We start from the raw sequence: 20,652 nt of genomic DNA, 5'->3' as shown, positions 1-20,652 counted from the left end.
GCCGAATGCGGCCATATTATGGGAGGGTTCGGGCACCCCGGCAAGCGCCGGTCTCTGTGACATCACGGCGTTACCGCTGGGGAGCCAGTCCCAGCGCCCGGGCCAGGACCCAGGCCAGGGGCGCGGTCACCAGCGAGCCCAGCGCACCCAGCACCGCCGCGTCGCGCAGCGTCGGCGCCGCGAAGACTGCGTCCGACAGCGCGACGGGCAGGGTGATGCCGCAACCGGCCACGACGCACAGCACCGCCAGCGTGCGGCGGTCGATCCCCCCGGGCAGCCGCATCCTCAGGACCCCGAGCGCCAGAAGGCAGGCCAGCCCCAGGCCCAGCGGCTTGCCCAGGACGAACCCGGCCAGGACCAGCCCGCTCAGCGCCGTGGCGTCCGACAGGACCACGCCCATGTTCACCAGGCCGAAGGCCAGCAACGCCGCCTGCGCCGGGCGCATCAGGCGGTGCGCGGCCTCGTTAAGCGGGTCGTGCAGGTATTTCTCGGCCGAGGCATAGATCCCGAAGGCCCGGTCGGCATGGGGCAGCGCCGGGATGATCGGCAGCAGGCCAAGGGCCGGGGCCACGCCCGCCCGCGCGAAGGCGAACCAGCTCACGGCGCCCGCGAGCGCATAGGGCCACAGCCCCAGCCTCCGGCGCAGGGCGCTGGCCGCCGGTTGCAGGTCGTTGCCGCGGTCCAGCCACCGCGGCAGCCGGTTGCAGGTCAGCCAGACGATCCCCGCCGCGGCGACAGAAACCAATAGCCACTCCGGTCTTGCCTCGGGGGCGTCGCTGACCGCTGCCAGTACCGCCATGGCCACGGCGTCGTCCAGCAGCGCGATGAGCAGCAGCAGCCGCAGCGCCGGGTGTCCCGCCCCGAAAATCGCCCGCGCCACCACGAAGCTCAGCGCCAGGTCGGTCGAGATCGGCACGACCCAGCCCGGCGCCACGGCCGCCGCGCCGATCGGGCCCAGCAGGAGCCAAGACAGCCCGAGGAAGACCAGCGCCGGCACGGCCATGCCGCCGAGTGTCATCACCAATGGCAAGTGCGCCCCGCCGCCGCGCAAGGCGCCATGGTCCAGCACCGAGGCCTCCCAGACCTCCTTGCCGGCGATGAAGAAGAACAGCGCCATCAGCGCGTCGTTCACCAGGCTGCGCGGCGTCAGGACGCGGGTCACGTCGCCCAGCTCGATCACGCCGAACGCCGCGCCGCTGGTCTGAAGCCACACGGTCGCGTCCTGTCCGACAAGCCCGTTGAAGAGCAGCGGATAGGCGATCACCCGGTCATAGCTGGCCGTGCCCACCTGCGCCCAGACCAGCGCGACGGCCGTGCCCAGCAGCAACAGGCCCAGATAGGTCGGGACGTGGTTCCAGACGCGATACATGGCAACGGCCCCTCGGCTTCAGGAAGTGGCCCGGTGCTAGTCGCCGCGATGTTCGCTGGCAAGGCGCGGCCGAAGTCACGCGCGATGCCGTGCCTGTCAAATGACAGTAACATCAATCTGCGGTAGTATGCCGAGCATTCATTTCGATATTATGGAGATTTCAGATGACCCCCTTCAGTGCTCTCAAACGCCGCGCGTTCCTGGCCGGCGGCGCCAGCGGAGCTGCCCTGGTCGCGGGAACCGCACGCGCCCAGGACACGCCCGCCGCCAATGCCGACGGCGGCTTCACCTACGAAATCCGGCGCAGCCCCGAGGAATGGCGCGCGCAACTCAGCGAAGACGAGTACAGCATCCTGCGCGATGGCCGGACCGAGCCGAACTGGACCTCGTCCTACGCCAAGGAAAACAATCCCGGCACATATCACTGCGTGGGCTGCGATCTGCCGGTCTACCGCTCCGAGCACTGGCAGGAACTGCCCATCGGCTTCGTCTTCTTCACCCACGCGATCCCGAACGCGGTGCTGACGGGCATCGACACCACCGATTACAACGGCGCGCTGCCCGAGCCGCTTGAGCTGATCGAGATCCATTGCCGCCGCTGCGGCAGCCATTTCGGCCATGTGATCGTCTTCGACGGCGCCACGCCGCTGCACTGCATCAACGGCACCGCGCTGTCGCTGCAATCCGCCTGATCTTGGCAAGACGGGCGGAGGGCTTAGGTCGGGCAGCATGACGCCGCTGCCCGACCGCCTTGCCGCCTGCACGATATGCGCCGACCGTTTCGCCTCCACCGCGACCGGGCACGAACCGAACCCGGTCGTGTGGTTCCGGCGGGGCGCGCGCGTACTGATCGCCAGCCAGGCGCCGGGCATGCGCGTCCACCAGGCCAATACGCCGTTCTGGGACCAGTCGGGCAAGCGGCTGCGCGACTGGCTGGGTATGGACGAGGACACGTTCTACGACCGCGAACGGGTGGCGATCGTGCCCATGGCCTTCTGTTTTCCGGGTTATGACGCCAAGGGCTCGGACCTGCCGCCGCCGGCCATCTGCGCGCGGACCTGGCGCGACGCGGCGCTGGACCACGTGGGGCAGGTGGACCTGACGGTGCTGATCGGCGGCTACGCGCAGCGCTGGCACCTGGGGACACGCGCCGGGGTCACCGACACGGTGAAGGCCTGGCGCGACCACGCGCCCCGGATCTTTCCCTTGCCGCACCCCTCGTGGCGCAATACCGCGTGGCTGAAGCGCAACCCGTGGTTCGAGACCGATCTGCTGCCGGCGTTGCGCGCCCGCGTGAAGGAGGCCCTTGGATGACCCCGCTCGACACCGCCCATGCCGCGATGGAGGCCGCGCCCGACGATGACGATGCGCGGCTGACCTTCTACGACCGGGTGGCGGCGGCCGAGCTCTACCTGCTTCTGACGGCCGAGCCCGAGGGCGACGCGCTGGATCCCCGCCTGTTCGAGACGTCGCAGGGGACCTTCGTGCTTGTCTTCGACCGGGTCGAGCGGCTGGGCGATTTCGCCCATGACGGCGCGCCCTACGCGGCGTTGTCGGGTCGGACACTGACGGCGATGCTGACAGGGCAGGGGGTCGGGCTGGCCCTGAACCCCGGCGTCGCGCCGTCGTCCTTCCTGATGCCGCCCGACGCGGTCGACTGGCTGGCCGGCACCCTGCGCGACGGCCCCGACGAGATCGACGCCCGCCCCACCGAGATCGCCGCGCCCACGGGGTTGCCCGAGAAACTGCTGGGCGCTCTCGACGCCAAGCTGGCGACCGCCACGGGCCTGGCGCGGATGGCCTACCTGGTGGCGACCACCTACGAAGGCGGCGGACGGGGGCACATGCTGGCCTTCATCGACCCGGCCCGCGGAGCGAACGGCGCGCTGGCCCGCGCGGTGCGCGAGGCGCTGGTCTTCTCGGGGCTCGAAGCCGGGACGCTGGACGTGGCCTTCTTCGACGCCTCCGACCCCATGGCGGCACGACTGTCGCGCCACGGGTTGCGGTTCGACCTGCCGAAGTTCGAACCGCGCGCCGCGCCGTCGGCCCCCGGAACCGACCCGGATCGGCCGCCCAAGCTGCGCTAGTTTCGGAAGTTTCTCGCAAAGGCCGGGGTCGGGCTCAGTATCCCGCCTGCCGATCGACAAGGTGCAGGAACGGCTCGCCCGCCTCGCCGCGGCGGATGTTCTCGGCGATGACCTTGGCACAGCTTTCGGGACGCGAGACCGAGGCGATGTGCGGCGTCACCGTCACGCTCGGGTGGTGCCAGAACGGGTGCTTCTGCGGAAGCGGCTCGGTCCGGAACACGTCCATCGTCGCGTGGGACACGCGGCCCTCGTCCAGCGCGGCCAGCAAGGCGTCCTCGACGATCAGCGCGCCGCGGCCCGGGTTGATGACGACGGCGCCCTCGGGCAGCCGGGCCAGCCGGTCGGCGTCCAGCAGGTCCTCGGTCGCCGGGGTCAGGGGCAGCAGCGCGACGCAGATCTCGGCGCGGGCCAGCGCGTCGGCCAATCCCTCGTCCCCGTGGAAACAGGTGATCCCTGGCAGGGTCTTGGGCGACCGGCTCCAGCCCGCCACGTCGAAGTTCAGCCCGGCCAGCGCGCGGGCGCAGGCCGATCCCAGCGCGCCCAGCCCCAGCACCGTCACCTTGCGGTCGCGGGCCAGCGGGGGTGTCACGGGGGTCCAGTCGCCGGGCTTCCGCGTGATATCGGCGTCGATGTTCAGATGGTGTCGCAGGACGTGGGCGGTGACGTATTCGACCATCCCCTCGGTCAGGCCCGGGTCGACCATGCGCGCCAGCGGCATGGTCAGGGTCGGGTTGTCCACCACGTCCTCGACCCCGGCCCAGAGGTTCAGCACCGCCTTGCAGCGGGTGAAGGGCGAGAAATCCTGCAACGGGCCGTTGGGCGCATAGACGATGTAATCCACCGTGTCGGGCGCGTGGTCGGTGGCGAGGTCGGCCGCCACGCCCGCCTCGGCCAACGCGGCTTCGAGCGGGCCGCGCGTCTCGTCCCAGCGGTCGGGCCGGGCGGCGAACAGGACATTCGGTCCGTTCATGCCGGGTTGTCTTGCGGCATCAGCGCGTCATCGATGCGGTCGGCCCGCAGCTTGGCCGGCCGGTCCTTCAGGCCCGCCCAGTAGGCCGTGATGGCCGGGCGCGGCTCGATCGTGCCGAAGGCCAGCCCCCAGCCCACCTGCGAGCCGAGATAGACATCGGCCGCGCTGAAGCTGTCGCCTGCGACGAAGGTGCGCCCGCTGACGGCCATCTCGAGCGTATCCATCGCCCGGGCGTAGTTGCCATAGCCCACCTGAATCTCTCGGTCCGAGGGCATTTCCAGCCCCATCGCCTTGTGGGTCACCGCGTATTCCAGCGGCGAGGCGGCGAAGAACAGCCAGCGGTAATAATCGGCCCGGTCCTGCGGGGCGGGGGCCAGCCCGGCCTCGGGGAAGGCATCGGCCAGGTAGGCGCAGATCGCCGCGCCCTCGGTCACCACGCGGTCGCCGTGGATGATCGTGGGCACCTTCCCCATGGGGTTCGCGGCCAGTAGAACGTCGGGGCGGGGGGCGTCGAAGGCCACCAGCGTCGTGTCGTACGCACAGCCGACCTCTTCGAGCATCCATCGCACGATGCGGCCCCGCGACATGGGGCTGGTGAAAAAGCGCAGATAGGACATGGCGTCACCTCGTTGACCGCGCGTCGAGTATCGCACGCGGGACGACCGCCCGCAAAGCCCTCAGCGACCGCGGGGGCGGTGGACATGGGCCGATTGCGCCAGCCCGAAGCCCACCATCAGCACCAGCATCGCGGACCCGCCGTAGCTGACCAGCGGCAGGGGCACGCCGACCACCGGGGCCAGGCCCATGACCATGGCCATGTTCACGGCGAAGAACAGGAAGAAGGTCGCGCCGATCCCCAGCGTCAGGAGCGATCCGAACCGGTCGCGGTTGCGGATGGCCGACACGACGCAGAAGAACACCACCAGCACGTAAAGCGACAGCAGCGAGAACGCGCCCACGAAGCCGAATTCCTCGGCCAGCGTGGTGAAGATGAAATCCGTGTGCTTCTCGGGCAGGAAGTTCAGCCGCGACTGCGTACCTTGCATGAAGCCGCGCCCGGTCCACCCGCCCGAGCCGAGCGCGATCTTCGACTGGGTGATGTGGTACCCCGCCCCCAGCGGGTCGGTGCTGGGGTCGAGGAACGTGTCGATCCGGCGATACTGGTAGTCCTTCAGAAGCTGCCAGTCGGTCCCGCGGGACGAGAAGACCGCGGCGACCGTGCCGACGCCCGCGCCGATGACGGCGATGAAGTACCACCAAGACACGCCCGCCAGGAACATCACGATGCCGCCGCCGGTCACCAACAGGATCGAGGTGCCGAGGTCAGGCTGGCGCAGCACCAGGTAAGTGGGCAGCGCGATCAGGATCAGCGGAATGATCACCCAGAGCGGGCGCGACGTCTTCCGGATGTCCAGCCAGTCGTAATACGCGGCCAGGATCATGATCAGCGTGATCTTCGTCAGCTCGGACGGTTGCAGCCGCATGAAACCCAGGTTGATCCAGCGTTGCGCGCCCATGCCGGTTTCGCCGAAGAACTCCACCGCCAGCAGCAGCGCCAGCGAAACGCCGTAGGCCAGTCCCGCCATGTTGCGCCAGAACCAGATCGGCACCATGGCGATCACGAACATGGCGAAGACGCCCAGGGCGAAGCGTTTCATCTGCGGCTCGGCCCAGGGCTGCAACGACCCGCCCGCCACCGAGTAGAGCATCAGGAACCCGACCGAAGCCACCGTGACCAGCAACAGCAGCAGCGGCCAGTTCAGGTAGAGGATCTTGGACGGGCCGGTGGGCACCGTCTTTACATTGTATTCCAGGTAGCTCACGCGCGGCCCCTGCGGTCGGACGGCCGAAAGTCGTCGCGCAGCGGCAGCTCGGACAGCAGCGTTTCCATCCGCCCGCGCTGAGACGAGGGATAGCCTTCCAGCGGCGGCATCTCGCCGTAGAGTGCGAAGAGCATGATATCGCGCGCGATCGGTGCGGCCGCCGAGGATCCGCCGCCGCCATGCTCGACCACCACCGACACCGCAAGGCCCGGATTGTCGACCGGCGCGTAGCCCACGAACAGCGCGTGGTCGCGTTCCTCCCACGGCACGTCCTGGTTGCGCACGACGACACTGCGCACCTGGCTGGTGCCGGTCTTGCCGGCCATGCGCATGTTGTCGGGCTCGATCCGCGATCCGTAGGCGGTGCCGCGACGCGAATTGGTGACGGAGTTCATCCCGTTGCGGACCAGGCGCAGGTGTTCGGTGGCGAAGCCCAGCGGCTCGGCGCCCCGCACCTCCTGCTCGACCCCGTCGATGGATTTGACCAGACGCGGCTCGATCTTGGTGCCCGAAGCCAGCCGGGCGGTCATTACCGCCAGTTGCAACGGCGTGCTCAGCACGTAGCCCTGCCCGATCGAGGCGTTCAGGCTGTCGCCCACGCGCCAGCTCTGGTCATAGCGTTCGCGCAGCCACTGCTTGTCGGGCATGACGCCGGGGCTGACCGCCGACATGGGCAGGTCGAACCGTTCGCCCAGGCCGAAGCGGCGCGCCGTCTCGGCGATCTTGTCGATGCCCACGCGCTGGGCCAGCTCGTAATAGTAGACGTCGCAGGACTGTTGCAGCGACTTCTCGAGATCCACCCAGCCGTGGCCGCCCCGCTTCCAGCAATGGAACCGGCGGTTGCCGAGCTCGTGGTAGCCGCGGCAATAGAACGTCTCGCCCGCCGACAGCATGCCGGCGTCCAGCGCCGCCATGGTCACCATCATCTTGAAGGTCGAGCCGGGCGGGTAGGCGCCCTGCACGGCCTTGTTGCTGAGCGGGCGATACTTGTTGTTGGTCAAATCGCCGTAGTCGCTGACCGAGATCCCGCGCACGAACTTGTTGGGGTCGAAGCTGGGCGCGTTGCCCACCGCCAGCAGGTCGCCGTTGCGCGTGTCCATGACCACCGCGCTGGCCGACAGGCCCAGCGCCAGCCGCGCCTCGACGAAATTCTGAAGCCGGCTTTCCACAGTCAGCTGGATATCGGCGCCCGAAATGCCCTCGTCGCGGCCAAGCTCGCGCATGACGCGGCCGGCGGCGTTCACCTCGATCCGGCGCGCGCCGGCCTTGCCGCGCAGGTCACGCTCGTATTTCTGTTCGACCCCGGTCTTGCCGATCTGAAACTTGGGGATCTGCAACAGCGGGTCGTCGTCGTCGATGCGGCTGAGATCGTAGTCGCTGACCGGTCCGACATACCCCACCACGTGAGCATAGTCCTCTTGCAAGGGATAGTTGCGGGTCAGGCCCACGTCCGGCGTGATGCCGGGCAGGGCGGGGGCATTCACCGCCACCGTGGCGATGTCTTGCCAGCTGCGCTGGTCGGTCAGTGTCACCGGCACGAAGGGCGAGCGGCGCATGATCTCTTTCCGCGCCCGCTCGATCTCGACCGGGTCGAGATAGATCAGCTGTTGCAGCTTGGCGATCACCGCGTCGACGTCGCCCGCGTCCTCGCGCACGATGACCACGCGATAGTTCTGGGCGTTCTCGGCCAGCGGGATGCCGTTGCGATCGAAGATCAGGCCGCGCGCCGGCGCGATGAGCCGCATGTTGATGCGGTTTTCCTCGGCCAGCAGGCGGAAGGCATCGGCCTGCTCGACCTGCATCTGCCGCATCCGCCAGCCCAGAAGACCCGCCACGCCCAGTTGCAGGCCCCCCAGCACCGCACCGCGGCGGGTGACCTTCTTCATCGAGCTTTCGGTGTCGCGCGGGCTGCGTTTCATGCGCGGATCCCCCTGCTGTCACGCTCGGCCGGGCTGGGCGGGCGCACCCCGATGACGAAGGCACTGATGGCGACCACCACCGGATAGACGGCGGCCGTCACGAAGGCGTGGACGATCACGCCGGTCAGCGGCGGCTGCGGCACCATGACGATGGCCAGGATCAGGGCGTTCAGCAGCGAGATCGCGAAGATCGTGCCGGTCACCATGGCCCATTCCACCGGGAACGGCATCTCGGCGCTCAGGTGCCCGCGCGGGCGCAGGAACTCCATGCCCAGCAGGACCAGCGCGGTCCAGAGGCCCAGGGGACGCAGGAACAGGATATCCGACACGGCGATCACCGCCGCGACAAGAAGGACCGGGACGTAATCCGGCCGCCGCAGGACCCAGGCGAAGGCCAGGCACACCAGCAGGTCCGGCCCGACGAAGGCCGAGGCCGAGATGTGGAAGGGCAGGATGTGGACGAACAGGATCGCCGTCGAGAGGGCCGTGAAATAAAGGCGAAAGCCCCAGATGCGGAGGGTGAGCGGATCAACCATCGGCGGCCTCGGACGCGGGCGCGGCGGCAACGGTGTCGGGCGCGCGCAAGGGCGCGACCAGCCCGCCGGGATCTTCGATGGCGGCGCCGGGCTGTGCGCGCAGCACGCGCAGGAACTCCAGCCGTTCGTAATCGGCGGCCAGTCTGACGCGCAGGCGCCGATCGGCCCCCTGGACGACCTGGCCCACCAGCAACCCGGCGGGCAGCACGCCGCCATCGCCCGAACTGACCACGCGGTCACCGGGGCGCACCGACTCGGCCTCTTCCAGGAAATCGAGCGGGGGCAGGGACGAGTTGTCGCCCGCCAGAAGCGCCCGCTGCCCCGAAGGTTGCACGGCCACCGGCACGCGGCTGTTGCTGTCGGTCAGGAGGATGACCCGGGCCGAGCTGTCGCCAACGCCCGAAACGCGACCCACGAGGCCCAGCCCGTCGGTCGCGGCCCAGCCGTCGCGGATCCCGTCGCGCGCGCCAAGGTTCAGCAGCACTGACTGCCGGAAGGGCGACCCGCTGTCGGCCAGCACGACGCCGGTGATGAAGGTCAGCTTGGGGTCCAGCCGCACCTTGTTCAGGTCCAGCAGCTTGGCGTTCTCCTGTTCGAGCTGCAGGGCCGCCTCTTTCCACGCCTTCATCTGCTGCAGCTCGCGCCGCAGCTCCTGGTTCTGCTCGTAGATGCGGGTGTAGCTCTGGAAGTTCTCGACCATGCCCGCAAGCTTGGTGACCGGGACCAGCGCCCAGTCGAAGCTGGGCACCACCTGGTCGACGATCTGGGCGCGGAACCGCTCGGCCCGGGGGCTGTCGATGCGCCAGAACAGGAAGACGGCCAGCAGCAACACCACGACCACCCCGGTCACGATGCGGCGAACCGGGCGGGTGAAGTCTTCGCTGTTGTTTCTGTCAGTCGCCATGGCACCCAAGCGGCCGGGGCCGTCCTTCGCGGATCAACTGTCGTAGTCTATCACATGCCGAAGCTGTTTTTCATATTCCAGCGCCTTGCCGGTGCCGAGCGCCACACAATTCAGTGACTCGTCGGCAATGGACACGGCCAGGCCGGTCTGCTCGCGCAGCGCGAGATCCAGCTCGCCCAGCAGCGCGCCGCCACCGGTCAGCATGACGCCCCTGTCGACGATGTCCGCCGCCAGGTCGGGCGGTGTCGCTTCCAGCGCTATCATCACCGCTTCGCAGATCGCCTGCACTGGCTCGGACAGGGCCTCGGCCACCTGGGCCTGGTTGATCTCGGTTTCCTTCGGCACGCCGTTCAGCAGGTCGCGGCCCCGGATCTGCATGGCGGTCCCGCGCCCGTCGTCGGGCATGCGGCTGGTGCCGATGGTGGTCTTGATCCTTTCGGCCGTCGACTCGCCGATCAGAAGGTTCTGCTGGCGTCGCAGATAGCTGACGATGGCTTCGTCCATGCGGTCGCCGCCCACGCGCACGCTGCGGGCGTATACGATATCGCCGAGGCTCAACACGGCCACCTCGGTGGTGCCACCCCCTATATCGACGACCATACTCCCGGTCGGATCGGTGATGGGCATGCCCGACCCGATGGCCGCGGCAATCGGTTCGGCGATTAGCCCGGCCTTGCGGGCGCCGGCGCTGATCACTGACTGGCGGATCGCGCGCTTCTCGACCGGCGTCGCGCCGTGGGGGACGCAGACGATTATCTTCGGCTTCGAGAAGGTCGTGCGCTTGTGGACCTTGCGGATGAAGTGCTTGATCATCTCTTCGGCCACGTCGAAATCGGCGATGACGCCTTCGCGCATGGGCCGGATGGCCTGGATCGAACCGGGGGTGCGGCCCAGCATGAGCTTGGCATCCTCGCCCACGGCGAGAACCTGCTTGCGACCGTCGCGAACGTGGAAGGCAACGACCGAAGGCTCGTTCAGCACGATGCCGCGGCCCTTCACGTAAACCAGCGTGTTCGCCGTTCCCAAGTCTATGGCCATGTCCGAGGAAAAGATCCCCGTCAAACTGCTCATGTCCGTCATCCCCAAAATCGCAAGACCGGCCGGCGCCGCGGGTGGCGTCAGGGCCGTCCGCGCCTTTTAGGGGATGGCCGGAACGGGCGAAAGGGGCGTGCCCGGCACCACAGGCATATTTTTGCCACACCTGCGGGAAAGCGCGGTGACGGACACACCCCTAATGTTGGATAAGTGAAACTTTATGCGGAAAAGTCAAACGTTCCGACGCGCGCTTGTCGCAATATTGAAAGTTATTTTTTCGCGCCCGATCCGCGGGAACCGGGCGCGAGTCGACTGGATCAGCTCACGTCGCGGTAGCTGATGACCTTGGTGTCGTTGCCTGGGCCGGTCCGGCCGCGCTTGACCAGCAACCGGTTCAGCGCGCTGACATAGGCGCGGACCGACGCTACGACCGTATCGGTATCGGCGGATTGGCCGGTGACGATGCGCCCGTCCTCTTCCAGCCTGACCGTGACGGTCGCCTGCGCATCCGTGCCCTCGGTCACAGCGCTGACCTGGTAGAGCTGCAGCTTCGCGTCGTGCGAGACCAGCGCCTTCAGCGCATTGAAGGCCGCGTCGACGGGGCCGTCGCCGGTGGTTTCCGTGTGCGCCTGCTTGCCGTCGATCAGCAGCGTCATGTCGGCGGTCTGCGGGCCTTCGGTGCCGCAGACCACGCGCAGGTGCTGCAGCTGGATGGTTTCCTCGCCCGCGCCCTGGGCCTGGACCAGAGCCTCGATATCCTCGTCGAAGACCTCTTTCTTGCGGTCGGCCAGTTCCTTGAACCGCACGAAGATATCGTTCAGTTGGTTGTCGGCCACGTCGAAGCCCAGCGTGCGCAGCTTGTCCCGCAAGGCGGCGCGGCCCGAGTGCTTGCCCAGCGGCAGCGACGTGCCGGCCAACCCGACATCGGCGGGGCGCATGATCTCGAACGTCTCGGCGTTCTTCAGCATCCCGTCCTGGTGGATGCCGGATTCATGGGCGAAGGCGTTCTTGCCGACGATCGCCTTGTTGAACTGGACCGGGAAGCCCGACACCGTCGCCACCCGGCGCGAGATCGCCATGATCTTCGTGGTGTCAACGCCGGTCGAATAGGGCATGATGTCGTTGCGCACGCGCAGGGCCATCACGACTTCTTCCAGCGCGGTATTGCCCGCGCGCTCGCCCAGACCGTTGATCGTGCACTCGATCTGGCGTGCGCCGCCATCGACGGCGGCCAGCGAGTTCGCCGTCGCCATGCCCAGGTCGTTGTGGCAGTGGGTGGCGAAGATCACGTCCTCGGCGCCCTCGATCTCGGCGATCAGGCGGCGGATCAGCTCGGCCGATTCCGCCGGCGCGGTATAGCCCACCGTGTCGGGGATGTTGATCGTGGTGGCACCGGCCCTGATCGCGATCTCGACCGTGCGCTTGAGGAAATCCCACTCGGTCCGGGTGGCGTCCATGGGCGACCATTGCACGTTTTCGCACAGGTTGCGGGCGTGGGTCACCGTTTCGTGGATGCGCTCGGCCATCTCGTCCTGCGTCAGGTTCGGGATGGCGCGGTGCAGCGGCGAGGTTCCGATGAAGGTGTGGATGCGGGGGCTGTTGGCGTGCTTCACCGCCTCCCAGCAGCGGTCGATATCCTTGAGGTTCGCGCGCGCCAGTCCGCAGATCGTGGCGTTCTTCGTGTTCCGCGCGATCTCGGACACGGCGGCGAAATCGCCTTCCGATGCGATGGGAAAGCCGGCCTCGATGATGTCGACGCCCATCTCGTCCAGCATCGACGCGATTTCCAGCTTTTCGCGGTGGCTCATGGTGGCGCCGGGCGACTGTTCGCCGTCGCGCAAGGTTGTGTCGAAGATCAACACGCGGCCGTCATCGGCCTTCTTCAAATCCTGGTGGGTCATTTTCCTGGGGTCTTTCGCTTGCTTCTGTCCGTCCCGGCGCTGGTCCACCCCTGAGCGGTCGCGCCGGAAGGCACGCTCAGAGGCGCGTAAGAAGCAGAAGCAGGCCGCGCTGGGCCGTGATGTCGAAGCGCGTTTTCATGTGCGACACTTTAGCCGTGAATCGTTAAATGAAAACCCCCGGATTTGACCGCCATGGCCCCCCGTCTAGGTGCCTGCGCATCGCGACAGCACGGGGGACGCGGGATGAAGAAGGCGCTGGTCATCGGGGCATCGGGCGGCCTGGGACAGGCGGTGGTCGCGGAACTGCGCGGCCGCGGGGTCGAGGTGACGACCCTGTCCCGCTCGGAAGACGGCCTGGACATCACCGATGAGCGCAGCGTCACCTCCGCCCTGGACGGCGTGGACGATGACATGGACCTGGTTTTCGTGGCCACCGGCGCGCTGACCTGCACCCGCGATACGCCCGAAAAGCAGCTGGGTGACCTGGGCGCGGACGAACTGCTGGCGCAGGTCTCGCTGAACGCGCTGGGTCCCGCCCTGGTGCTGAAGCACTGGAAATCCCGCATTCCCCGCAAAAAGCGTTTCGTCTTCGCCGCCCTGTCGGCGCGGGTGGGGTCGATCGGCGATAACGCGCTGGGCGGCTGGTATTCCTACCGCACGTCCAAGGCCGCGCTGAACGCGCTGATGCACGGCGCGGCGGTGGAGCTTGGGCGCACGCACAAGCACGCCATCGTCACCTGCCTGCATCCCGGCACCGTCGCCACGCGCTTTACCGAGGATTATCCCGACCACGACAAGGTGACGCCCGAGCAGGCCGCGAAGAACCTGGTCGACGTGATCGACGGGCTCGACCCCGCGCAGACCGGGCAATTCTTCGACTACGCCGCGAAGCCCATCCAATGGTAGGGCGGCTGATCCTCGTCCTGGGGGACCAGGTGTCCGAGGACCTGTCGGCGCTGCGCGGTGCCGACCGGGACGACGACGTGGTCGTGATGGCCGAGGTCGCGGACGAGGCCGGCTACGTCCCGCACCACCCCAAGAAGATCGCGTTCCTCTTCGCCGCCATGCGGAAATTCGCCGCGCGGCTGCGCGACGATGGCTGGCGGGTGGCCTACACCACGCTGGACGATCCCGCGAACTCGGGCTCGATCACTGGCGAATTGCTGCGCCGCGCGGACGAATTCGGCACCTCGCACGTGGTGGCGACCGAACCGGGCGAGTGGCGGCTGATCCACGCGCTGCAGGACTGCCCGCTGGACGTCGAGATCCGGCCGGATGATCGCTTCCTCGCCTCTCACGCCGAGTTTGACCGCTGGGCCGAGGGTCGCAAGGAACTGCGGATGGAGTGGTTCTATCGCGACATGCGCCGAAAGACCGGCCTGCTGATGGAGAATGGCGAGCCGGCGGGCGGTAAGTGGAACTACGACCACGAGAACCGAAAGCCCGCCCCCGACGCGGTCGATTTCGGCGGACCGATGCAGTTCACGCCGGACGAGACCGTGGCCGAGGTGCTGGAGCTGGTCGGCCGCCACTTCGGCAACAATTTCGGCGACCTGCACCCGTTCTGGTTCGCCACCGACCAGGGCCAGGCGCGCCGGGCGCTGACCCATTTCATCAAGCACGCGCTGCCGAAATTCGGCGACTACCAGGACGCGATGCTTGCCGACGACCGGTTCCTCTACCACGCCGTCATCTCCATGTACCTGAACGCGGGGCTGCTGCACTGGCGCGAGATCTGCGACGCGGCGGAGGCGGCCTGGAAGGCGGGCGACGCGCCCCTGAACGCCGTCGAGGGCTTCATCCGGCAGATCATCGGCTGGCGCGAATACATGCGCGGCATCTACTTCCGCGAGGGGCCGGATTACACGTCGCGCAACGAACTGGGCCATGGCCGGTCCCTGCCCGGCTTCTACTGGGGCGACGCGACCAACATGCGCTGCGTGTCGAAGGCCGTGGAGCAGACGCAGGCCGAGGCCTATGCCCACCACATCCAGCGGCTGATGGTCACCGGCAACTTCGCCCTGCTCGCGGGCATCAACCCGCACGAGGTGCACGAGTGGTACCTGAGCGTCTATGCCGATGCCTACGAATGGGTCGAGGCGCCCAATGTCATCGGTATGAGCCAGTTCGCCGATGGCGGCATCGTCGGGTCGAAGCCCTACGTGTCGTCCGGCAATTACATCGCCAAGATGTCGGATTACTGCGACGGGTGCCACTACAGCGTGAAGACCAAGCTGGGCGAGGGGGCGTGCCCCTTCAACCTGCTCTACTGGGCCTTCATGGATCGCCACCGCGAGCGGTTCGCGTCGAACCCGCGCATGGCGCAGATGTACGCCACGTGGGACCGGATGAAGCCCGAGCGGCGCGAACAGATCCTGTCCGAGGCCGAGACGTTCCTGAACCGGATGGCCCAGGGCGCGCTGGTTTGAGAGGTCAGAGGGGCTCTGCCCCGCCGCTGGCGCGGCCCCCGAAGTATTTCCGGACCAGTGATGGACGAGGCGCGGCGCTCAGGCGGCCAGCGTCGCGTCCCTGTTGCCCAGGATATCTGCCGCGATCTCGAAGGAACGAAGCCGGGCGGCGTGATCGTGGATCTGGCCGGTCAGGATCAGTTCGTCCGGGCGGTGTTCGCGGATGAGCCCGTCGAGTTGCCCGGCCACGGCGTCGGGGGCGCCGGTGGCGCTGATGCGCAGGGCCTGATCCACTGCCCGGCGCGTGCCCTCGCCGATCTCGGCATCGATATCGTCCACCGGGCGCGGCAGCTTGCCCGGCGTGCCCTGCCGCAGCCGGGCGAAGGCCTGCTGCATCGACGTGCGCAGGCGCCGGGCCTCGGCGGCATCATCGGCGGCGAAGACGTTCACCGCCAGCATGAAGTGCGGCTGGTCGAGCTGCGCCGAGGGGCGGAATCGCGCACGGTATGTGTCGCGCGCCTGTTCCAGCGCGTCGGGCGCGAAATGCGAGGCGAAGGCGTAGGGCAGGCCCAGATGCGCCGCCAGCTGCGCGCCGAAAAGCGAGGAGCCGAGGATCCAGAGCGGCACGTGGGTGCCTTCGCCCGGGTGGGCGCGGACCGCGGCCCCGGGGTCGGGGTCGCCCAGAAGGCGCTGCAGCTCGACCACGTCGGCGGGGAAGTCGTCGCTGCCCGGGCGCCGCAGCGCGCGCATCACCGCCATGTCGCCGCCGGGCGCGCGCCCGAGGCCGAGGTCGATCCGGCCCGGATGCATGGTGGCGAGCGTGCCGAACTGCTCGGCCACCGTCAGCGGGGCGTGGTTGGGCAGCATGATGCCGCCCGCACCCACGCGGATGCTCGACGTGGCGTCGGCCACGTGCCCGATCAGGACGGCGGTCGCGGCGCTGGCGATGCCGGGCATGTTGTGATGCTCGGCCATCCAGAAGCGGTGATAGCCCCAGGACTCGGCCTTCTGCGCCAGCTCCACGCTGTTGGCGATGGCCGCGGAGGCGGTGCTGCCCTCGGGGACGGGCGACAGGTCGAGAACGGAATACTTCATGACATCGGCTCCTTGGTCACCCTTGCAGGTGGGCACGCGGGGCCGCCCTGAAAAGGGGTCACTCGGTCGCCGCGCCGTCCTCCGAGGCGGGGACCGTCAGGGCGCCGTTCAGCCACTCGCCGCTGGCCTCTTCGCCGCTGGCGTAGCTGATCGTGCCCTGGCCCTGGCGCTCGCCGTCCTCGAAGCTGCCGGAATAGACGTCGCCATTGGGGTAGGTGGCCGTGCCTTGCCCATCGATGCGGCCCGCGACCCAGTCGCCCTCGTAGGTGGCGCCATCGGGATAGGTGATCTTGCCTTCGCCCTCGCGCAGACCGTCGACGAAGCCGCCCACGTAGACCGTGCCGTCGGGATAGGTGGCGGTGCCTTGCCCCGCCCTTTGGCCATCAACCCATTGCCCTTCGTAGACATAGCCGTCGGGGAAGGTCATCGTGCCCTGGCCGTGGTTGCGGGCATCGCGGAACTCGCCCTCGTAGACTGAGCCGTTCACGTAGGTCGCCACGCCCTCGCCCTCGATCACGCCGTTCGCCCACTGGCCCTCGTAGGTGTTTCCGTCGGGATAGGTGATCTTGCCGGTGCCGTCGGGCAGGTCGTCGCGGAATTGCCCCTCGTAGACCGCGCCATCGGGATAGACGACGCTGCCCTCTCCCTCGATCCGGCCGGCGACCCATTCCCCGGTGTAGCTGTAGCCGTCGGGACGGGTGAAGGTGCCCGTGCCCTCGCGCCGGTCGGCGACGAAGCCGCCCTCGTAGGTGTCGCCATTGGCGTATTCCACGCGGCCCTCGCCCTGGCGCTCGCCGTTCACCAGCTCGCCCGTGTAGACGTCGCCGTTCGGCTGGGTCAGGGTGCCGGTGCCGGTGATCTGGCCTTCCTGCCAGTCGCCTTCGTAGGTCAGGCCCGAGGGCATGGTCAGGCTGCCGGTGCCGTGGCGCTGGTCAGCCTCCATCTGCCCGGAATAGACCGCGCCGTCGGCATAGGTGATGGTGCCATCGCCCGATTTCTCGCCGTCGACCCAGTCGCCCTCGTAGACATAGCCCGAGGGGCTTTCCATGCGGCCGATGCCGTGGTGGCGGGCGTTGCGGAACCCGCCCTCGTAGCGCACGCCGTTGGCGTAGACGGCGACGCCCTGGCCGTTGATGGTGCCGTCCTGCCACTCGCCCTCGTAGGTGCCGCCATCGGCGAAGAAGATCTTGCCCTGTCCCTCGGGCTTGCCGGCGGCGAACTCGCCCTCGTAGACGCTGCCGTTGGGGAAACGCGCGATGCCCTGGCCGCGGATCTCGCCGTCGACCCAGTCGCCGCTGTATTCATAGCCGTTGGGCAGGCGATAGGTCCCCGTGCCGTCCTGGCGGCCGCCCGAGAACGTGCCCTCGTAGACGCCGCCATCCTCGTACTGCTTGGTCATCACCGTGCCGTCGTCGGACTGCGCGAGCGCGGGACCCGCGGCCAGAATCGCGGCAAGGCTGGTCAGGATCAGCGGTCTGGTGGGCATCGACGGTTTCCCCCTTGGTCGCGCGGCGGGCCGGATCGGTCCGCGGCCTGCGCCGGCCGGTCTGCGGGGCGGTTTGCCGCGTCGGCGGCCCAGCCCCTTGGATTTGTGCCGAAACTATCGACAGGCCCTTGCTGCCGCAACGCTTTTCGCCCCCGGGCCGCTTCCCATTCGGCGGCGTTCTGCTAGATGGGCGGTCGGAGGTGACGACCCATGGCCGACAGATTTCGCCTGACGCTGGCGCAGTTGAACCCCACCGTGGGGGATTTGTCGGGCAACGCGGCCCTCGCGCGCGACGCGTGGGAGCAGGGCCGCGCGGCGGGCGCGCAGATGGTCGCGCTGCCCGAGATGTTCATCACCGGCTACCAGGTGCAGGACCTGGTACTGAAGCCCGCTTTCGTGAACCACGCCACGGACCTGATCGAGACCCTGGCGCGGGACTGCGCCGACGGCCCGGCGCTGGGCATCGGCGGGCCCTACGCCTATGGCGACCGGCTCTATAACGCCTACTGGGTGCTCGAGGGCGGCGCGGTGAAGGCGCGCATCCTCAAGCACAAGCTGCCGAACGAGACGGTGTTCGACGAAAAGCGGCTGTACGACGAAGGCCCGATCTCGGGACCTTACACCGTGGGACCGCTGCGGGTGGGCACGCCGATCTGCGAGGACGCGTGGCATCCTGACGTGGCCGAGGCCCTGCAGGAGTCGGGCGCCGAGATCCTGCTGGTTCCCAACGGCTCGCCCTATTACCGCGGCAAGTTCGACCGTCGCGTGGCCCACATGGTGGCCCGCACCGTCGAGACGGGCCTGCCGCTGGTCTACCTGAACATGGTGGGCGCGCAGGACGACCAGACCTTCGACGGCGCCAGCTTCGTGCTGAACCCGCACGGCACGCTCGCCGCGTCGCTGCCCGCCTTCGACGAGGTCATCCATCACCAGGATTTCGAGCGGGGCGAAGACGGCTGGCACGCCGTCGAGGGCCCGCGCGCCGTGCATCCGGACGAGTGGGAGCAGGACTACCGCGTCATGGTCACGGCGCTGCGCGACTATTGCCGCAAGACCGGGTTCGGCAAGGTGCTGCTGGGGCTGTCCGGCGGTATCGACAGCGCCATCGTCGCCTCCATTGCCGTCGATGCGCTGGGTCCCGAGAACGTGCGCTGCGTCATGCTGCCGTCGGAATACACCAGCCAGGCCTCGCTGGACGACGCCGCCGAGGTGGCGCGGTTGCTGGGCGTCAAGCTGGACCGGATCGATATCGAGGGGCCGCGCGCGGCGGTGACCGAGGCGCTGGCGCATCTCTTCGAGGGGCGCGACCCTGACCTGACCGAAGAGAACATCCAGTCGCGCCTGCGGGGCCTGTCGCTCATGGCGCTGTCGAACAAGTTCGGCGAGATGCTTCTGACGACCGGCAACAAGTCCGAGGTCGCGGTGGGATACGCCACGATCTACGGCGACATGTCGGGCGGCTACAACCCGATCAAGGACATGTATAAGACGCGGGTGTTCCAGACCTGCCGCTGGCGCAACGACAACCACCGCGACTGGATGATGGGGCCGAAGGGCACGGTGATCCCGCCGCGGGTGATCGACAAGCCCCCCACGGCCGAGCTGCGCGCCGACCAGAAGGACGAGGATTCGCTCCCGCCCTACGAGGTGCTGGACGACATCCTCGAGCAACTCATCGATTTCGAGGCCAGCGTACCCGAGGTGGTGGGGCGGGGCCACGACCCCGAGATCGTGAAGAAGGTCGAGCATCTGATCTACATCAGCGAATACAAGCGTTTCCAGTCGGCGCCGGGCGCGCGTCTGACCCCGCGGGCCTTCTGGCTGGACCGCCGCTATCCCATCGTGAACCGTTGGCGCGACCCGGGCTGATCTGCCGCGCCCATCGACATCAGGCAAAAGAAAACCGCCCGGCCATTTGGCCGGGCGGTTGCGTTTCAGCGGTCCCGAAGCGTGAGCTGGGCGAGCGTGTTACTCGCGGTTGCCCATCAGGCTCAGCAGGAACATGAACATGTTGATGAAGTCGAGATACAGGTTCAGCGCGCCCATGATGGCGGACTTCTGAAGCCATTCCCGATCCATCGCCTGCGCGTGCTGGATGTAGTCGGTCTTGATCTTCTGCGTGTCATACGCGGTCAGGCCCGCGAAGATCAGCACGCCGAGGATCGAGATCGCGAACATGATCGCGGGCGAGCCCAGGAAGATGTTGACGATCGACGCCACGATCAGGCCGATCACGCCCATGATCAGGAAGCTGCCCCAGCCGGAAATGTCCTTCTTTGTGGTGTAGCCCCAAAGCGACAGGCCCGCGAAGGCCACGGCGGTGACCAAGAAGGTCTGGACGATCGAGAAGCCAGTGAAGACCAGGAAGATCGAGCTGATCGACAGACCCATCAGCGCGGCGAAGGTATAGAAGAACACCTGCGCGCCGGCGGCCGAGATGCGGTTGATCAGCGCGCCGAAGGCGAAGACCATGATGAGAGGTGCGAACATGATCAGCCATTTCAGCGGCGACGCGTAGATCGCGGTGCCAAGCTGCGTCAGCTGACCCTGGTCGTTGACCGCCAGGCCCGAGATGGCCCAGGCGGCGGCGCCGGTGATCACCATGCCCACGGACATGATGCCGTAGACGCTGTTCATGTGGGCGCGAAGTCCCTGATCGATTTCGGCTGACCGAACGCCGGCGCCGGAACGGATCGTCTGCTGTTGAGCCATTTATTGCCTCCAAACGTGAATATCGAGACCGCTCGCGCGGATCGCTCTTGGTATATTTGCAGACTATGGCACGTTTTCAAGACGGTGGCATGCGACATTCGGCACGACCCACGACAGCGTTATCACTTCGCCTGTCGTGGATCGTGACTTGTCAGCCGCGCCAATGGCTCGGCGCATCCCACGAGGGGCGGGACAACTCGTCGGCCACGTCCTGGCGGGTGAGGCCGAGATCGTCGCGCAGGTGCTCGTCGAGCTGCGCGAGGTCGGTGCGCTGCCGCATAAGTGCGGCCCAGGCCACCAGACGAGAGAAGGGGCCGGACGATCGTTGGCGCGAGAGGTGCGGGGCCCGGTGGCTCAGACCCGTTGCGGGATGGGAAAGACTGGACATCTGAAGTTCCTTTCGTGAT

19 protein-coding genes are annotated in these 20,652 nt (G+C 67.9%); 6 read left to right on the top strand and 13 right to left on the bottom strand.

Translation table 11 applies throughout. The features are described from left to right. Nucleotides 1-70: 70 nt before the first annotated feature. Nucleotides 71-1,369 carry a Na+/H+ antiporter NhaA gene (locus BMX96_RS10815; protein WP_091845496.1) on the bottom strand — a complete coding sequence of 433 codons (1,299 nt, stop codon included), beginning with the start codon at nucleotides 1,367-1,369 and terminating at the stop codon, nucleotides 71-73. 164 nt (nucleotides 1,370-1,533) lie between these two features. On the opposite strand from BMX96_RS10815, the gene BMX96_RS10810 reads away from it, so the two are divergent. The 3 genes from BMX96_RS10810 to BMX96_RS10800 are packed head-to-tail and all read left to right on the top strand — an operon-like array spanning nucleotide 1,534 to nucleotide 3,456. Further along, a complete protein-coding gene (locus tag BMX96_RS10810; RefSeq protein ID WP_091845495.1) occupies nucleotides 1,534-2,061 on the top strand; it encodes a peptide-methionine (R)-S-oxide reductase in 528 nt (175 codons plus the stop codon). Nucleotides 2,062-2,098: 37 nt separating this feature from the next. Beyond that, nucleotides 2,099-2,683, top strand: a complete 585-nt coding sequence (locus tag BMX96_RS10805; protein ID WP_091845494.1) for a uracil-DNA glycosylase family protein — start codon at nucleotides 2,099-2,101, stop codon at nucleotides 2,681-2,683. After that, nucleotides 2,680-3,456, top strand: a complete 777-nt coding sequence (locus BMX96_RS10800) for an SseB family protein (protein WP_091845493.1) — start codon at nucleotides 2,680-2,682, stop codon at nucleotides 3,454-3,456. The genes BMX96_RS10805 and BMX96_RS10800 overlap by 4 nt, the downstream gene beginning before the upstream one ends. Nucleotides 3,457-3,490: 34 nt before the next feature. Here BMX96_RS10800 and BMX96_RS10795 read toward each other — a convergent pair whose 3' ends face one another. From BMX96_RS10795 to BMX96_RS10760, 8 genes are all read right to left on the bottom strand, one after another. Continuing rightward, nucleotides 3,491-4,426 (bottom strand): 2-hydroxyacid dehydrogenase, encoded by a 936-nt coding sequence (locus BMX96_RS10795; protein WP_091845492.1) that lies wholly within the window; start codon nucleotides 4,424-4,426, stop codon nucleotides 3,491-3,493. Then, nucleotides 4,423-5,043, bottom strand: coding sequence for a glutathione S-transferase family protein (locus BMX96_RS10790; RefSeq protein ID WP_091845491.1), 621 nt, complete (start codon nucleotides 5,041-5,043; stop codon nucleotides 4,423-4,425). Before BMX96_RS10790 ends, BMX96_RS10795 begins: the two co-directional genes overlap by 4 nt. 60 nt (nucleotides 5,044-5,103) lie before the next feature. After that, nucleotides 5,104-6,249 carry a rod shape-determining protein RodA gene (gene rodA / locus BMX96_RS10785; RefSeq protein ID WP_091845490.1) on the bottom strand — a complete coding sequence of 382 codons (1,146 nt, stop codon included), beginning with the start codon at nucleotides 6,247-6,249 and terminating at the stop codon, nucleotides 5,104-5,106. After that, nucleotides 6,246-8,168: a penicillin-binding protein 2 gene (mrdA, locus tag BMX96_RS10780; protein ID WP_091845489.1), complete on the bottom strand. Its 1,923-nt coding sequence runs from the start codon at nucleotides 8,166-8,168 to the stop codon at nucleotides 6,246-6,248. Before mrdA ends, rodA begins: the two co-directional genes overlap by 4 nt. After that, on the bottom strand, nucleotides 8,165-8,704 hold the full coding sequence (locus BMX96_RS10775) for a hypothetical protein (protein ID WP_091845488.1): 540 nt from the start codon (nucleotides 8,702-8,704) through the stop codon (nucleotides 8,165-8,167). The genes mrdA and BMX96_RS10775 overlap by 4 nt, the downstream gene beginning before the upstream one ends. Next, nucleotides 8,697-9,608, bottom strand: a complete 912-nt coding sequence (gene mreC / locus BMX96_RS10770) for a rod shape-determining protein MreC (protein ID WP_091845487.1) — start codon at nucleotides 9,606-9,608, stop codon at nucleotides 8,697-8,699. Before mreC ends, BMX96_RS10775 begins: the two co-directional genes overlap by 8 nt. A gap of 33 nt (nucleotides 9,609-9,641) precedes the next feature. Beyond that, nucleotides 9,642-10,679 carry a rod shape-determining protein gene (locus BMX96_RS10765; protein WP_091845486.1) on the bottom strand — a complete coding sequence of 346 codons (1,038 nt, stop codon included), beginning with the start codon at nucleotides 10,677-10,679 and terminating at the stop codon, nucleotides 9,642-9,644. A 281-nt stretch (nucleotides 10,680-10,960) separates the two neighbouring features. Further along, a complete protein-coding gene (locus tag BMX96_RS10760) occupies nucleotides 10,961-12,544 on the bottom strand; it encodes a 2-isopropylmalate synthase (RefSeq protein ID WP_091845485.1) in 1,584 nt (527 codons plus the stop codon). 243 nt (nucleotides 12,545-12,787) lie between these two features. On the opposite strand from BMX96_RS10760, the gene BMX96_RS10755 reads away from it, so the two are divergent. Both BMX96_RS10755 and BMX96_RS10750 read left to right on the top strand, forming a co-directional pair. Then, nucleotides 12,788-13,450 (top strand): SDR family NAD(P)-dependent oxidoreductase, encoded by a 663-nt coding sequence (locus tag BMX96_RS10755; RefSeq protein ID WP_091845484.1) that lies wholly within the window; start codon nucleotides 12,788-12,790, stop codon nucleotides 13,448-13,450. Then, nucleotides 13,444-14,973, top strand: coding sequence for a cryptochrome/photolyase family protein (locus BMX96_RS10750; RefSeq protein WP_091845483.1), 1,530 nt, complete (start codon nucleotides 13,444-13,446; stop codon nucleotides 14,971-14,973). Before BMX96_RS10755 ends, BMX96_RS10750 begins: the two co-directional genes overlap by 7 nt. Before the next feature lie 78 nt (nucleotides 14,974-15,051). Here the strand turns inward: BMX96_RS10750 and BMX96_RS10745 are convergent, their stop codons facing one another. Continuing rightward, entirely contained in the window at nucleotides 15,052-16,047 is a 996-nt protein-coding gene (locus BMX96_RS10745; RefSeq protein WP_091845482.1) for an LLM class flavin-dependent oxidoreductase, read from the bottom strand. Nucleotides 16,048-16,105: 58 nt separating this feature from the next. After that, the gene (locus BMX96_RS10740; protein WP_091845481.1) at nucleotides 16,106-17,533 is read right to left on the bottom strand and encodes an MORN repeat-containing protein; all 1,428 of its coding nucleotides are present in this window, start codon (nucleotides 17,531-17,533) and stop codon (nucleotides 16,106-16,108) included. 210 nt (nucleotides 17,534-17,743) lie between these two features. Between BMX96_RS10740 and BMX96_RS10735 the strand changes: the two genes are divergently transcribed. Beyond that, nucleotides 17,744-19,402: an NAD+ synthase gene (locus BMX96_RS10735; protein WP_091845480.1), complete on the top strand. Its 1,659-nt coding sequence runs from the start codon at nucleotides 17,744-17,746 to the stop codon at nucleotides 19,400-19,402. A 99-nt stretch (nucleotides 19,403-19,501) separates the two neighbouring features. Here the strand turns inward: BMX96_RS10735 and BMX96_RS10730 are convergent, their stop codons facing one another. Next, nucleotides 19,502-20,245 carry a Bax inhibitor-1/YccA family protein gene (locus BMX96_RS10730; RefSeq protein ID WP_073128340.1) on the bottom strand — a complete coding sequence of 248 codons (744 nt, stop codon included), beginning with the start codon at nucleotides 20,243-20,245 and terminating at the stop codon, nucleotides 19,502-19,504. Nucleotides 20,246-20,396: 151 nt separating this feature from the next. Beyond that, complete coding sequence (locus tag BMX96_RS10725) at nucleotides 20,397-20,633, bottom strand: DUF1127 domain-containing protein (protein WP_091845479.1); 237 nt, start codon at nucleotides 20,631-20,633, stop codon at nucleotides 20,397-20,399. Nucleotides 20,634-20,652 lie beyond the last annotated feature (19 nt).

It is taken from the genome of Palleronia pelagia (assembly GCF_900110115.1).
Classification (GTDB): Bacteria; Pseudomonadota; Alphaproteobacteria; order Rhodobacterales; family Rhodobacteraceae; genus Palleronia; species Palleronia pelagia.
Note: the sequence above shows the minus strand (reverse complement) of the source record. Positions and strands in the feature narration are given on the sequence as shown.